Origin of the sequence: Bifidobacterium colobi, assembly GCF_018555455.1 — a bacterium.
In the GTDB taxonomy this organism is placed as follows: Bacteria; Actinomycetota; Actinomycetes; order Actinomycetales; family Bifidobacteriaceae; genus Bifidobacterium; species Bifidobacterium colobi.
Genome location: NZ_JAFEJU010000004.1, coordinates 309,519 through 324,821 on the forward strand (window position 1 = coordinate 309,519; position 15,303 = coordinate 324,821).

Consider the following 15,303-nt stretch of genomic DNA (forward strand, 5'->3'; position numbering starts at 1 on the left):
CCTCTCGACTATGGTTGAGAGGAGCCCTAGCATTACATCCGAGTACCAAGCACACGAAAGAATACCCATGCACAATCATCCTTTTGTATCCGAAGCGCATGAAGGCAAGCCATGGTTCGAATGGATCATCCTCGCCATTGTGGCAATCATCACCGTTGTGGCTGGTCTTGGATACACGATGGCCGCCACGGTATTGCTTTCCGTGACGGCCATCGTTACCGGGCTTATTCGTTTAATCATGCGTGAGAAAAGCCCATGGAAAGTACGCTCAGTGGCGTTCGACTCCTTCATCGGCATTGCTCTGGGAATCGGACTGCTCGTCACGTACTTCAGCTTCTTCGGACTGTTCCCCGCTAACCTCATTCACTAGGTCCAGCTTCTCCTGAGCGGCGGAATCATCAGCGGAAAGACCAAGTCCTTCCAAACCATTCTCACCCTCAGCAGCCTTGTCGGCATCAGCCTTGACGGCCACCGGCTTGGGAGCCACGGCCATCTGCACCAGAATAATCGCCAAAGCCACAATGGCTGCGGCGAGCACCGGAGCAACCCAGAAGATCCAGAGCTGAGCTGCTGGATTCTGAGTCAGACCCTGGTTCATGGCAGCCAAAGCGATACCGGTCGAGCGAGCCGGGTTCAGACCAGCGCCGGTCACCGGATAGCTGATGGCCACGGCAAGCGCGTATGCGCCACCCATGGTCAGCGCATAACGGTCAGCGGAAGCATCGGTCTTGCCCATGGTGGACATGGCGGCGGCCACCACGATCAGCGTGGCCACAACCTCCACCACAATCGCCAGCACACTGGAGAACGTGATGCCGTACTGGGTCAGCAGGGAATAGGACACGGAACCCTGCTCAAAGCCATTGACAGCGGGGGAGAGCCACACCTTGGCGGCGACCTGCTCGGAGGTCGGCAGCAGCTTGACCACAACAAAAGCAGCGGCGATTGCACCAATCACCTGGGCGATCACATACAGCACACCATCCACAAGCTTGGTCTTGGAGGTGAGCACAGCGGCCACGGTAACGGCCGGGTTCAAATGAGCGCCGGACACGCGGGCGAACAGAGCGGTGATCACCGCGTAGGCGAGACCGGTCGCCAGCGGTGCAAAGACCACGTTAATGCCATAAACGGCGGAACCCCAAGTGGTGAACGCGTAGATAGCGAAGCACAACAGAAGGCTGCCGGCCAATTCGGCGCATACGCGCAAAGCCAGCGGCTGTTGCTTAGTTTCTTCCATAGGTACTAATCCTTTTCATCTGTTTCGAATGCGGGCGAACCCACACAAACGGTTGCCAGTCTAGCAGCAGTCCGCCTCTCTGGTATGATGAAGTGGTTGGAAATGGCTGAGAATTATTCAGCCAGCCAATTCTTGGAATAAATTTGTATGAAACGCAGACTGATTGTTGATTGCTGCAGTCTGCCCGGCCACGTTGGGAGAACGATGCCAAACGCATATTCTCGCGCCCAGAAGGCGCATGATGATTCCAATTCCATTCGTCTGCAGAAGCTGCTTGCCCAAGCCGGTTTCGGTTCCCGCCGTAAGTGCGAGGAAATGATCACCGATGGCCGCGTTGAGGTGGACGGCGAACTGGTCACCGAACTCGGTTCCCGTGTGAATCCCAAAACGCAGCAGGTTCGTGTGGACGGTTCCCGTGTACGCGTGAACCCGAACCATGTGACTCTTGCGCTGAACAAACCGCGCAAGGTGCTCTCCGCCATGGATGACCCGAAGGGCCGCTACACGCTGCGCGACATTGTGGGAGACAAGTACGAGCGCATCTTCCACATGGGCCGCTTGGATTACGATTCCGAGGGCCTGATTCTCATGACCAATGACGGCGAACTGTCCCAGCACGTCATGCATCCGAAGTATGAGGTCGAGAAGACCTATGTGGCCACTGTGGAGGGTCGCTTGTCCGGTACTGTGTGCCGCCGCTTGGTGAAGACCGGCGTGCAGCTGGATGACGGCTGGATCAAGCTCGATCACTGCGCCATCATCGACGCCAACCGTGATTACACGATGGTCAAGGTGGTGCTGCATTCCGGCAAGAACCGTATTGTGCGCCGCATCTTCGGTTCCATCGGTTTCCCGGTGAAGCGCCTGGTGCGCACGCAGATCGGCCCGATCAAGCTCGGCGACCTGAAGTCCGGTTCCTACCGCGTGCTTTCCCAGACTGAGGTTCGTTCACTGTCCAAGGAGGTTGGCCTGTGATTCGCGTTGCCATTGACGGCCCCGCCGGCGTGGGCAAATCGTCCACATCCAAGGCGCTGGCCAAGTATTTCGGATACGCTTACCTGGACACGGGTGCCATGTACCGCGCCTGCGCATGGTGGTGCCTGAAGCAGGGCATCGATCTGGATGCCGAAACCGTGGATGAGCGCGAAGTGACCGAAGCGGTGGGCGAATTCTTCACCGGCGATCACTTCGACATTTCCGTGGATCCGGATGATCCGCGCGTGTTCGCCAATGGCGAGGATATTTCCGAGGCGATTCGCTCCTCCGAAGTCTCCTCGCATGTGTCCAAGGTGTCCAATGTGATTCCGGTGCGCAATGTGCTGATTGCCGCGCAGCGTGCCTATATTGCCCGCGAGGCTTCCGTGGATTCCTTCTCCGGCGGACTGGGCATTGTGGCTGAAGGCCGCGATATCACCACCGTGGTGGCTCCGGATGCCGAAGTGCGTGTGCTGTTGACCGCCCGCGAGGAGGTGCGTCAGGCACGCCGTACCGGTCAGGCTGTCTCCGGCGTGGGTGCCGAAGATGTGGCCGCCCGCGATAAGGCTGATTCCAAGGTGACCAGCTTCCTCACCGCAGCCGATGGCGTGACCACCGTGGACAACTCGGATATGGACTTTGAGCATACGCTTGATGTGCTGATCGGCTTGGTGGAAGGCGCCATTGAGAATCAGGAATACGAGCAGTATGCCGCCAATTTGGAAGGCTACGACCTCGATGAGGCCGATGAGGCGTTGATTTCCGGCCGCGGCTTTGCTGAAGGCCCGCGCAAGGCCGGCCCGAAGCCGGTTGGCGTACTTGCTGTGGTGGGTCGCCCGAACGTGGGCAAGTCCTCACTGGTGAATCGTATTCTCGGCCGTCGTGCCGCCGTAGTGGAGGACACCCCGGGTGTGACTCGCGACCGTGTGAGCTACGACGCCGAATGGGCTGGCACTGATTTCAAGCTGGTGGACACCGGCGGTTGGGAAGCTGACGTGGAAGGCATTGATTCCGCAATCGCGTCCCAAGCTCAGGTGGCCGTGCAGTTGGCTGATGCCGTGGTGTTCGTGGTGGATGCTCAGGTGGGCATGACCGATACCGATGAACGCATCGTCAAGATGCTGCGTGCCGCAGGCAAGCCGGTCACGTTGGCTGTCAATAAGATCGATGACCATGCCAGCGAATACATGGCTGCTGAATTCTGGAAGCTTGGTTTGGGCGAACCGTACCCGGTTTCCGCCATGCACGGCAGGGGAGTGGGCGAACTGCTCGATGCCGCGCTCGACAAGCTGAAGAAGGCGGAGAAGACCTCTGGTTTCTTGACTCCTTCCAGCCTGCGCCGTGTGGCTTTGGTGGGTCGCCCGAACGTGGGTAAGTCTTCCCTGCTGAACCAGCTGGCTCGTGAGGAGCGTTCCGTGGTCAACGATCTGGCCGGCACCACGCGCGATCCGGTCGATGAGATCATCGACATTGACGGTGAGGACTGGCTGTTTATCGATACCGCTGGCATCAAGCGCCGCCAGCATAAGCTGACCGGTGCGGAATACTATTCCTCCCTGCGCACGCAGGCGGCAATCGAACGTTCCGAACTGGCGTTGATTCTGTTCGACGCCTCGCAGCCGATTTCCGATCAGGATCTGAAGGTTATGTCCACTGCGGTGGATGCCGGCCGTGCCATCGTGCTGGTGTTCAACAAGTGGGATGCCATGGACGAGTTCGACAAGCAGCGCTTGGAGCGCCTGTGGAACACGGAATTCGACCGTGTGACCTGGGCGCAGCGCGTGAACCTGTCTGCGAAGACCGGCTGGCATACGAACCGTTTGTCCAATGCGATGCACACGGCTTTGGAATCTTGGGATCAGCGTATTCCCACCGGTAAGCTCAATGCGTTCCTTGGTAAGATTCAGGCCGCGCACCCGCATCCGCTGCGTGGTGGCAAGCAGCCGCGCATTCTGTTCGCCACGCAGGCTTCCACGCGTCCACCGCGTTTCGTGATCTTCGCCACCGGCTTCCTGGAGCACGGCTACCGCCGCTACATCGAACGCCAGCTTCGTGAGGAGTTCGGCTTCGAAGGTACGCCGATTCAGATCTCGGTGAACATCCGCGAAAAGAAGAAGCGCAAGTAGTAGCGGGGTACGCGATTGCAATAATCCCTTCAACCACTGAATCGGTTGGAGGGATTATTGCAATCAGAAGCATGGTGTTCAACGACTAATCCGTTGAGGGTATTCCTCCGTTGACCACACACCACAGGCCGTAGCTCATGATTGTTTTGGCCAACAGTCCCAAACCGTCATGTTCATCCGAATCGTATGCCTTGTCGATTCGTGATTGAACCAACGAGAGAGCCACAGCCGCGTCATTAAACGCGCCCGTCTCCTCGTATGAAATCCATAGCGGACCTGATGTCATGGCAATGTCATGAAGGGTTATCATCGTCCGGTCAATTTGCTTTGCCGTGAATGATACGACATGGTAAAGCTCGTCAAGGGTCTCAGCTCCGTTACCGTTATCGCTCTGACGGCCACTCGCATTAGCGTCGGTCGGAATCATAACCCGCCACTGCGGTATGTCATCGTTGCTCATGAGTTCCCCGTGCTTCCCGTAAATACACGCTTAATAATTATGGATTGCATGCCACCGGTATCCTAAGTACATCCACGAAACGAATTAGTCATCAAGAATGGGTGCAAGGACGTATTGCGCATAATGCCGCCACTCGTGATTGGCTGTGTATCCAGTCAGCGGCCTTTGGATCGATGGCGCGGGCAATCCAGTCGAGATTAGCGCACTGCTCATCCAGATAGCGCTGTTCATCGGCAAGATTGTCAAGCACAATGTGCTCCTGATGAGACAGACGGTTGCGCAAGTCGCGCATCGTCTTGACATGGCTCTCGAACATGGCGCGTCTACGGAATGGATAGTTCGGCATGCCGCCATTCGCCGGGTCACGAAGCGCCTTCCACACGGTCTGCTCCAGTCTGGACGAGAGCAGGAAGCACCACGATCCGAGTGACATGTCGGCGATCACACGCCCCGCTGTGACCGATTTGCCCGAATACCGTATCTGGCGTTCGATCTCATCAATCGAGTTCTCGAACCGTCTTGTCCTCGATGAGTTGAACCGAAACCTCGCATCATCCTTGTACCAGTCATCGTGTCCGCATGCGTTGGCGAGGCGGACGGACATGAAGTTACGCAGCAGTACCTCCACATGTGCGACATCCTCAAGCAAAGCCTTGGAGATTCGTCCGTTCCACACGTACAGGTCGACCACGTCGCATCCAGTGACCTGCGCGGAACGCACGTAAGTGTCCATGCGTTCGACAGAGAACCATCGTCGCAAATCAGAGAGCGTGACGGATTAACTGTCGGGACTCATACCGGCTATACTACCGTTGAATGCCCCGGAACGTCACTCATGCGAAACATCATGAAACCCCGGGGTTTTTTCTTGTCTGAATCATGAACCTAGGCTTATAGGACGATGACCCGCTACAGATTAGAGAACAAAACGTGAGGTTATAGCCGAAATATGTCTAGCAGTCTAGCCGTTTGACCATCAGCGACGAGCCGTTCGGCTTTGTCGGTCTGCATGCCCCTTGATTCTCGACCGACTACCTTCAAATAGCAGACTGGTTCCGCCTGAAGTGCCTAAGCTGAAAGCATGGAACAGACAAAATTTCACGGCAAGGCTCGAGTCTACGCGGAAGGAAGGCCGGGCTATCCCACAACGGCAATCCGATACATCGATGAGTTGATACGGCATGGACTTGGCGAGGCTGCTCGCGATAATGCGACAATCGCGGATATAGGAGCCGGCACCGGTAAGTTCACCAGCGCCATTGCCGGTTTGGGGTTGCCTGTTCATGCCGTAGAGCCGGATGCCGATATGCGTACGGAGCTGGTTCAGCGTATGCGCGAGTTCTCCAATGTGACTGTTCACGATGGTACCGCCGATTACACTGGACTTCCGGCGCACAGTGTGGATGTCATTACCGTGGCCCAAGCGATGCACTGGTTCAACCCAGACCGATTCGCAGCCGAATGCCGGCGCATCGCGTGTAATGGACGGTATCTGCTGGTGTCGCTATACAACGTTACATCGTTCGACTCGGCAATGCGCACGGATCGACACGATGAGGATGGCGATATCATCACGGGCAGCATCCGGCACTTTGATGACACGACAGCCATGTTCTTCCACAATCCTGCGCTCCATGCATTTCCGAACCCGATTCGTTACACGCGCAGGTCTTGGCAAGCGTATATGGATTCGCATTCGCATAGCCCACTGCCGACTGATCCGGATTACGCCTCCTACCGGTCGTGGGTCAATACGCTGTTCGATCAGCGTGCGGTTGATGGAATAATGACCGACGATACCGTTTGCATGGTGGCCAGCGAGTTGGTGAGATTCGATATATAGCGAATTGCGGCTATAGGCTATTGGGCTATTGATTGGGTTGTAATGCCACGAGCCATCTTTCTTACGACACGCATCTGATTTTGAGCAATCGGTAATGCATGGTAAATTACCTGACTGTTGCTTTTGCAACATCGGACCATAGCGCAGTTTGGTAGCGCACTTGACTGGGGGTCAAGGGGTCGCGGGTTCAAATCCCGCTGGTCCGACCCAAAAGCCCGGAATTTCAACGATTCCGGGCTTTAGTTTTTTCGCGTTGAATCGTTCTGGACACGATGGGACACGATGGCATACAGACTAGGTGCCACGCGTGTACTGGAGTGCTGAATCCGGAAAACGTCTTTTACCAATAAGACGATTGCAAGAGGGATTCCTCCATGGTGGCATGCCTTCGCCTTCACATTGGTCAATTGCCGCAAAGCACATCAGAATCAGCTTCGATACAGCAAAAAGATTCTAGTGGTTATTGGACGCACCCAAACATATCCCATATCCTCGTTACAAGTCGCATAATTGGATTATGGATGTGCAAAGAAGCCCACTCAACGACGCTCAATTCGAAGTGCTCAGATGGATTAGCGAAGGATGTCCGTCCGGCAGATATGTTCCCGATGACTCGGCACATTTCGCCTCCGCCAGAGCTTTGCATAACCGAGGACTAATCAATGCCGCGGGGCATGGGCGGCATTGGTCCGCCTCTCTTACCGAAGAAGGTCGCCACTACCTTGAACACGGCGACTATACGATACCAACCTCAGCAGCTAACGGCAGCAAGAAACAGTCCGCTGAAAAGCAGAGTGCACAACGTGTCAAACAGAATGTGAGCCCGGAGCCTTCCGCTCAAACGTCAGCCGCCTCGATCAATACTGAATGCCGCGAAGAGAGCATCAGCGAGAAGAGCGATTCGCTGCATTCCACAGGCAGATCCGAGACAATCCCGATTCCAGCCAAGATTCTTCGACCGCATCCGGCCATACGCGATCTCATGAAACATAGGAAACGTCTAGATGTCCCCGCCGAACAACAGCAACGCGCTTTGATTATGCTGCATGCGCTGGTGCAGGAGGCGCTTCGTCGCGGATGGAAGGTGACTGCAAATCCTACGGTGTATGAAACAGATGAATGGACCGGACGCAGACGCAGCGTTTCATCAGGCCCTGATCTGTTCACGATCGATGCTGGCGACTGTCCAGCCATCATCCGTGTCAGCATGAAGAACAGGCGTGTGGAACATGTTCCCACCGACAAGGAGCGCGAGCACAGCAGTAAATTGGGATGGCGGAGCTATCCCAAATATGATTACGTGCCGACAGACACTATGAGAATAGAAATCCGTAAAACCAGCTATTCAACTGCCATGGTGGAGGATTCCAAATCCGTCAAACTGGAAAACAAACTGGACAAAGTGCTCGATATCATCAACCAGATGTCTGAGGAGGTCCGCCAAAGAGCCGAACGGAAGCGACAAGAGGAAATCGAACGACTCGAGCAGATGCGCCGGATGGAGGAGCTGCGGAGAAAAACCGAAGCATACGAGCGTTGGATGAAAACACTCGACCAGCTTCGTTCCGATATCGTACGCCACAAGGAATTCGAGGCGGCTGTGGAGCTGCTGCGAAAAGGTGTGGAGGATCGCGGCCCTAATTCACCGTATGCGCATGAGCTTGGACAATATCTGGCATGGGCCGAGACTTATCTTCGGGACTCCGACCCATTCCGCCGCATACCGTTGCCACCCGGAGGCATCCCCGAAATGACTTACGACGAGTGGATCCATCGAGATGATTGGCAATAACCAATGCGAGAACGTCATGTCATGATTCACATCAATCAAAATACCGGGCGCGGCCACGTATCCACTGAAGTTTTTCACTCGAATGAGGCTTCGCGTCGCGCATACGGAGTTCGCGCGATAGACTAGTGCACATTAGTTTCAGTGAAAGGGATTTGCATGACCGAGTCGACCGAGGGCACTCAGCTGAGCCGCGGGGGAGAGGAACCCGACGTGGACAACACTGCCAATAAGGCCAACGCCAGCGACACCGTCACCAGCACCGCCAATGCCGATGATGCGATCTTCGAGCATTCGGCGGCCAAGATGCGCGAGCATGGCATGACGGAGACGGCTATCAGCCAGTTCCATCATCTGTTCAACGTGTGGCGCAACGAAGAGGCCTCCAGCTGGATTCGCGAGGAAGACGTGGAGCCGCTGGAACGCGTGCCCAGCTTCCACGATGTGTACGAGACCATCAATCACGATAAGGCTGTGGATGCGTTCGCCAAAACCGCGTTCCTGAAGCTCAACGGTGGTCTCGGCACCTCCATGGGCCTCGAATGTGCGAAATCCCTGCTGCCGGTGCGCCGCCACAAGGCCAAGCAGATGCGCTTCATCGACATCATCATCGGCCAGGTGTTGACCGCCCGCACACGTCTGAACGTGGAACTGCCGTTGACCTTCATGAACTCCTTCCGCACCTCCGCAGACACGATGAAGGTCCTGAAGCACAACCGCAAGTTCGAACAGACCGAAATCCCGATGGAAATCATCCAGCATCAGGAGCCGAAGCTCGTGGCCGCCACCGGCGAGCCGGTGAGCTTCCCCGAGAACCCCGATCTGGAATGGTGCCCGCCGGGCCACGGCGACCTGTTCTCCACCATCTGGGAGTCCGGCCTGCTGGACGTGCTGGAGGAGAAGGGCTTCAAGTACCTGTTCATCTCCAATTCCGATAATCTCGGCGCACGCCCGTCGCGTACGCTGGCCCAGCACTTCGAGAACACCGGCGCCCCGTTCATGGCCGAAGTGGCCATCCGCACGCCCGCCGACCGCAAGGGCGGCCACATCGTGCGCGATAAGCAGACCGGCCGTCTGATGCTGCGCGAAATGAGCCAGGTGCATCCGGACGACAAGGCCGCGGCGCAGGACATCTCCAAGCACCCGTATTTCAACACGAACTCCATCTGGATTCGCATCGATTCGCTCAAAGCCAAGCTCGCCGAATACAACGGCGTGCTGCCGCTGCCGGTGATTCGCAACAAGAAGACCGTGGATCCCACCAATCCGGATTCCGAGCAGGTCATCCAGCTGGAAACCGCCATGGGCGCCGCCATCGGCCTGTTCAACGGTGCCATCTGCGTGCAGGTGGATCGTATGCGCTTCCTGCCGGTGAAGACCACGAATGATTTGTTCATCATGCGTTCCGATCGTTTCCATCTCACCGACACCTACGAGATGGAAGATGGCAACTATGTATTCCCGAACGTTGACCTTGACCCGCGCTTCTACAAGAACATCCATGATTTCGACGAGCGCTTCCCGTACACGGTGCCGTCGCTGGCCGCTGCCAATTCGGTGACCATCAGGGGAGACTGGACGTTCGGCCGCGATGTGAGCATGTTCGCAGACGCCAAACTCGAGGATCGCGAAGAGCCGAGCTACGTGCCAAACGGCGAATACGTTGGCCCGCAAGGCATCGAACCGGATGATTGGGTGTAGAAAAACCGCTGAATTTCGCGACTTTGACAAAAAGAGTCGTGAAATTTGGCGAAATGACACAAACTGAAGAAAAAACCCTCTAATATAGAGGAAGTGCAAGGTAAATCTTGCACACTTATAAAGAAACAATAACTACACGTGAGGACTAATGGCAGAAGGAACAAGCGGACGTCGGCGTTTTTCCGACAAATGGGGCAAGCACGAGCTAGATGTACTGGCCGTGTTGTCATCCGCGTTCCCGCAATGGCTTACTTCCCGCCAAATTGCGCAACGCGTCAAGGCGTATGCAGACTCGTATGGGGAGCTTGCCGATCAGGCGGCCAAGGCGGCATTCGCCAAGCAATTCCAGCGTGATCGCGCCAAGCTCGCGGCCATGGGCATTGCCATCGAATCCAGGCAGCCGGAGTACTCCTCGAAGTCCGAAGGCCAGGATTTCGCATCCTACCGTCTCCAGTTGGGCGATGAACCTCGTATCCGTCTGATGTTCGAGCCTGAGGATATGCCGGTGTTGGCTTCCGCCAATTATCTGGCGCGTTCGATGGCCATCTCCTCCGAGCCCGATCAGTCGCAGATCGCACAGCGCGCATCCCGCACCACGCCTCGCGTGCCGCAGACCCCTATTCCCGGCCTCGGCTTGGATTCCATTGCGCCGGGACTCGGCACCCAACATATTCCGGACTCCTTGGTCAAGGTGATTGATTCACGTCGCTTCGCCGCCACCATTGACGTGGACGGCGAGCATGTGAACGTTGCCTACACCGATTCCGACGATCTGGCCATGTACGTCCTCGAGCACCCGGGTGCCACCATCGTGAGCCCGCAGGAGGCCGTGGACGCCTATCATCGCCGTCTTCACGCAGCGAGCCAGTTCGTCTTGGCGGATGAATCCGCAGGTCCTGTCAGCGCCTCGGTGGTTTCCCCGTCAATCAGCCGTGACGTGAGCGAACCGGGCGATCCGGAATCGATCAAGGCACAGAACAAGAAAAACGGTTCGGCCTTCCAGACCGGTAGCGAAGTCGACCGTCGACTGCGTCTCATGCTGTTCCTGTCCGCCCACCTCGGCGAGGAGTTCTCACTGAGCGAGCTGGCCGTGCGCTTCATCGGCAAGCCGAAGAACGATGATGAGCTGAAGAAGTTCGTCAATATCATTCACAAGGACATCAACACGCTCACCACCGTTTCCGACGATGGCGAGATGGCCGGCAGCCAGTTCTTCGATATCGACTGGCCGCTGCTGGATGCCGAAGGCATCGTTTCCGCCACCAATTCACTGGGTCTGGAACGTCTTGCCGGCATCTCCCCGCAGTATTTGAGCATGCTGACCGCATCCGTGAGCTATCTGGCGCATTCGCCGTTGCTGCCGGACAAGCAGCGCGCGCAGGCGGAATCCCTGTATGAGCGTCTGCGTCGTCACGTGACGCCGGGTCAAACCCCGTGGCTGAGCCTTACCGGCTACGAATTAGAACCTCGCAGCTTCTCCGTGGTCAAGCGCGCCATCAATACGGATTCCCTGCTGGACATGGAGTACACCGACAGCACTGGCAGCACCCGCCGCAAGCTGGTGGCCCCCTCCAAGATCTTCATTGACGAGGGTGTCTACTATGCGGCCATGTATACGGATGTCGGCGCTGCGACCCCCAAGGATAAGAAGGCTTACGTCTCCAAAGACAAGACCATCGATAAGGCGAACGGCAAGCCGCGCACCTGGCAGGTGCTGCGCTTGGCCCGCATCGAAAAGGCTGAAATCGTCAAGCCTACCAAGACCATCGATGTACCGAACATGCCGGTGAGCGAACTGCGCAAGTGGAGCTTCGACAATGGCACCGACGCGGTGTTCATCACCGATCAGCATGATCTGCCGTTCATCAAGACGCTTTCGGGCGCCACGGTGGAACAGTGCGGCGCAGGGGAGAAGGTTCATCTGACCGTATCCTCTGACTCCTGGTATGTGGCGTTCTGCATTGCGCACGCGCGTCACATTACCGCGGTCGCACCGGAAACACTGCGTACGATGATTGTGGCCCGCGCGCAACGTGAGCTCAGTCTAAGCGAGAATAAGTAGGCGGACCGGTAACGCAAGTCGCGCGGAAACAGTAAGGAGATCCCCATGCCGTGGTGGATATGGCTGGTGCTGGCGTTGTTCATGCTGGCCATGATTATCGCAGGGATTGTATATGCGGGTGTGCATGGCATGCATGCGCTGAAGGACGTAGGTGGAATCGGCGAACAGATGGGGCAGAAGCTTGCCGCCATGGGGGAGCCTGATGATTCAGCGGATCGTACAGAACCGGTGACGTTCACGCAGCCATTAAGCGTGGCGCAGGAGCGTTACGCCAACGCGCATGCCGAAGTTCTTACTAGGAAAGCCGCCAAACGCGAACGTCACATGCAGACTTGGCAGCAGTGGAAGCGGTTCAATAACTAGCAGTGCTCCAAGCGAATTCTCTAGGCGAAAGACATCATGGCACGTCACCATCATCACAAGAATGAAACAGAACAATCAAACCGGATGTTGAGCCCGGCTGAACGGTACGCTTCATTCCAAAAAGTCAAGCAACGCAGAGCTTCGGTGGCGGCACGATTCGCAGCCACATTGCCATTCGATTTGGATGATTTCCAAAGCGAAGCCAACGAGGCCTTGGAAGCCGGCAGCAATGTGCTGGTCGCCGCCCCCACCGGTGCCGGCAAAACCGTAGTCGCGGATTTCGCTATTTACCTGGCACAGGAACGCAACGTCAAAGCGTTCTACACCACACCAATCAAAGCGCTGAGCAATCAGAAATACCATGATCTCGTTGAGGTCTACGGGGCGGATAAAGTTGGCCTGCTTACCGGAGACACCTCCATCAATTCCGAAGCGGACATCGTGGTGATGACCACCGAAGTGCTGCGCAATATGATTTACGAGCGCTCCACCACACTCACCGCGCTACGCTATGTGATTTTGGATGAGGTGCATTATCTTGCCGACCGATTCCGTGGCCCGGTCTGGGAAGAGGTCATCATCCATCTGCCGCAAACGGTGAAAATCGTGGGACTTTCCGCCACCGTATCCAACGTGGAGGATTTCTCCAACTGGATTTCCTCGGTTCGCGGCGACACCAAACTCGTGATCAGCGAACACCGGCCGGTGCCGTTGGAGCAGCATGTGATTGTGCAAGCGGATGATCACACCGAACCGGAAGTCATCGACTTGTACCGCAGGGATGCCAAAGGTGAGCAGACCACGAAACTCAACGCCGAGCTTGTCAATACGCTCGACCGGTTGGACAGGAAGGCCGCTCGCCGCCGCGGACAGGAGCGACCCGATAAGCGTAAAGGGTTCAAAGGCAAGGGCTCTCAAAACGCTAAAGGCCGTATGCCGAAGCCGCAACGGCATACGCCGCGCCGTTGGGCTGTGGTCGATGAATTGAACTTCCTCGGCATGTTGCCGGGCATCTATTTCATCTTCTCCCGCAACGGCTGCGATCAAGCCGTGGAGCAGTGCATCAACGCCGGACTTGAGCTCACCACCGACGAGGAAGCGGTGAAGATTCGCCGTATCGTGGATGAGATGGTGGAAGGGCAGTTGAGTCAGGATGATTTGAAGGCGCTGCACTTCTCGAAGTTCCGTTTTGCCCTGGAGGAAGGCTTCGCCTCGCACCATGCCGGTATGATCGCTTTGTTCAGGCAGATCGTCGAACGACTGTTTGAAGAGGGATTGGTCAAAATGGTGTTCGCCACCGAAACGCTGGCATTGGGTATCAATATGCCGGCGCGTTGCGTGGTGGTGGAGAAGCTCGAAAAATTCAACGGTACCGGCCATGTGGCGTTGACGCCGGGAGAGTTCACTCAGCTTACCGGTCGCGCGGGTCGTCGTGGCATTGATACCATCGGCCACGCGATTGTGGTCGACCATGCTGATTTTGTGCCCGCCACCGCCGCGGCATTGTCGTCCAAGCGTGTCTATCCACTGCATTCGAGCTTCCGGCCAACGTTCAACATGGCTGTGAATCTGTTGAACGCCAGTGATTATGAGACGGCTCGCATCACTTTGGATCAATCGTTCGCCCAATGGGAGGCCAACGAATCGGCTTGGCAGCTGGAATCGCAGATCACCACGCTCAAGAAGGCTCTGGAAGGCTACGAGCAGGCATTCCAATGCAGCCATGGTGATTTCAAGGAGTTCATGTCCATTCGCATGAAGCTCAGTGATGCCGAGAAGGAAGGCCGCAAGAAGCTCAAGCATGAGATATTCCTGACCGATCAGGATCGTGCTGATGCCTTCCGACAACTCGACGATCAGATCAAGGCGTTGCGTAAGGCCGAACGCGAGCATCCGTGCCGTGATTGCCCGGATCTGCAGCAACATCTGAAATGGGGGCATCGTTGGGCTCGTGAAACCCGTGAGCTTGAACGGGTGACGAACCGATACGAATCCCGCACCGGTTCGGTGGCGCGCCAGTTCGACCAGATCTGCGATATTCTGTGCCAGCTTGGTTATCTGGAACGGCAGGAGCACAGCGACGGCCGCGTGGACATGACGCTCACCGATAAAGGCCGTATTCTGCGCCGTATCTACAGCGAGCACGATCTTGAATTGTGCGAAGCCTTGCTGGCCGGTATATTCGACCGGCTGAACGCCGACGAATTCGCATCGGTGCTGTCTGCCTTGGTATACGAGGCGAGGCGAGGCTCGCAGGGTGAACCACGGCATTACCCCGGTGGCACATCCGGGCGCGTGGCCATTGCCGCTTCCAAGCTGAAAGGCGTATGCGCCACCATCGGCGCCTTGTGCGAGGACCATGGCCTGGAGGAGCCAGCCCAGCCTGACTTCGGCATTGTGGACATCATGTACGAGTGGGCGAACGGCGGCTCCTTGGCTTCCTGCCTATACGGTACGGATATGACCGGCGGTGACTTTGTGCGTACGGCCAAACGTTTGGCTGATGTGCTGCAGCAGATTGCAGTCGCTGGAACTATGCCAGCCAGCGACAGTGACAACGGCAGCAACGGAAGCGGCAACGGTAATAGCAGCAGGGGAGCAGACCTGCAGCACGTCGCTCATGAAGCCGCCGATCATGTGAACCGTGGCATCGTGTCCTATTCCGGAGTCGATTAACGCATGCGATTGTTGTGCGCTTGGCAAGCAACAATGGAATAGGATTCAAGTCCGAACTGTTGCGTACA

Annotated in this window: 12 protein-coding genes and 1 tRNA gene; 10 read left to right on the top strand and 3 right to left on the bottom strand. The window is 56.7% G+C overall.

The window, feature by feature from the left end:
* The first annotated feature begins 67 nt into the window (after positions 1 to 67).
* Entirely contained in the window at positions 68 to 370 is a 303-nt protein-coding gene (locus tag JS530_RS07660) for a DUF3017 domain-containing protein (protein WP_214376585.1), read from the top strand.
* On the opposite strand, the gene JS530_RS07665 is transcribed toward JS530_RS07660, so the two are convergent.
* Entirely contained in the window at positions 269 to 1,240 is a 972-nt protein-coding gene (locus JS530_RS07665; RefSeq protein WP_214376586.1) for an MIP/aquaporin family protein, read from the bottom strand. The two genes, JS530_RS07660 and JS530_RS07665, sit on opposite strands and share 102 nt — an antisense overlap.
* 204 nt (positions 1,241 to 1,444) lie before the next feature.
* On the opposite strand from JS530_RS07665, the gene JS530_RS07670 reads away from it, so the two are divergent.
* Both JS530_RS07670 and der read left to right on the top strand, forming a co-directional pair.
* Entirely contained in the window at positions 1,445 to 2,215 is a 771-nt protein-coding gene (locus tag JS530_RS07670; RefSeq protein WP_214376587.1) for a pseudouridine synthase, read from the top strand.
* Positions 2,212 to 4,341: a bifunctional cytidylate kinase/GTPase Der gene (der, locus tag JS530_RS07675; RefSeq protein ID WP_214376588.1), complete on the top strand. Its 2,130-nt coding sequence runs from the start codon at positions 2,212 to 2,214 to the stop codon at positions 4,339 to 4,341. The genes JS530_RS07670 and der overlap by 4 nt, the downstream gene beginning before the upstream one ends.
* A gap of 85 nt (positions 4,342 to 4,426) precedes the next feature.
* On the opposite strand, the gene JS530_RS07680 is transcribed toward der, so the two are convergent.
* Complete coding sequence (locus JS530_RS07680; protein ID WP_214376589.1) at positions 4,427 to 4,801, bottom strand: hypothetical protein; 375 nt, start codon at positions 4,799 to 4,801, stop codon at positions 4,427 to 4,429.
* Between the two features lie 91 nt (positions 4,802 to 4,892).
* A complete protein-coding gene (locus JS530_RS07685; protein ID WP_214376590.1) occupies positions 4,893 to 5,534 on the bottom strand; it encodes an Abi family protein in 642 nt (213 codons plus the stop codon).
* Positions 5,535 to 5,882: 348 nt separating this feature from the next.
* Between JS530_RS07685 and JS530_RS07690 the strand changes: the two genes are divergently transcribed.
* From JS530_RS07690 to JS530_RS07720, 7 genes are all read left to right on the top strand, one after another.
* A complete protein-coding gene (locus JS530_RS07690) occupies positions 5,883 to 6,644 on the top strand; it encodes a class I SAM-dependent methyltransferase (RefSeq protein ID WP_214376591.1) in 762 nt (253 codons plus the stop codon).
* Positions 6,645 to 6,776: 132 nt separating this feature from the next.
* A tRNA-Pro gene (locus tag JS530_RS07695) sits at positions 6,777 to 6,850 on the top strand.
* Between the two features lie 311 nt (positions 6,851 to 7,161).
* Entirely contained in the window at positions 7,162 to 8,436 is a 1,275-nt protein-coding gene (locus JS530_RS07700) for a hypothetical protein (RefSeq protein WP_214376592.1), read from the top strand.
* Between the two features lie 156 nt (positions 8,437 to 8,592).
* Complete coding sequence (locus JS530_RS07705; protein ID WP_425350862.1) at positions 8,593 to 10,134, top strand: UTP--glucose-1-phosphate uridylyltransferase; 1,542 nt, start codon at positions 8,593 to 8,595, stop codon at positions 10,132 to 10,134.
* A 148-nt stretch (positions 10,135 to 10,282) separates the two neighbouring features.
* A complete protein-coding gene (locus tag JS530_RS07710; protein WP_214376593.1) occupies positions 10,283 to 12,196 on the top strand; it encodes a helix-turn-helix transcriptional regulator in 1,914 nt (637 codons plus the stop codon).
* A 45-nt stretch (positions 12,197 to 12,241) separates the two neighbouring features.
* Complete coding sequence (locus JS530_RS07715; RefSeq protein ID WP_214376594.1) at positions 12,242 to 12,559, top strand: hypothetical protein; 318 nt, start codon at positions 12,242 to 12,244, stop codon at positions 12,557 to 12,559.
* Positions 12,560 to 12,595: 36 nt separating this feature from the next.
* Positions 12,596 to 15,235, top strand: a complete 2,640-nt coding sequence (locus JS530_RS07720) for a DEAD/DEAH box helicase (protein ID WP_214376595.1) — start codon at positions 12,596 to 12,598, stop codon at positions 15,233 to 15,235.
* Positions 15,236 to 15,303 lie beyond the last annotated feature (68 nt).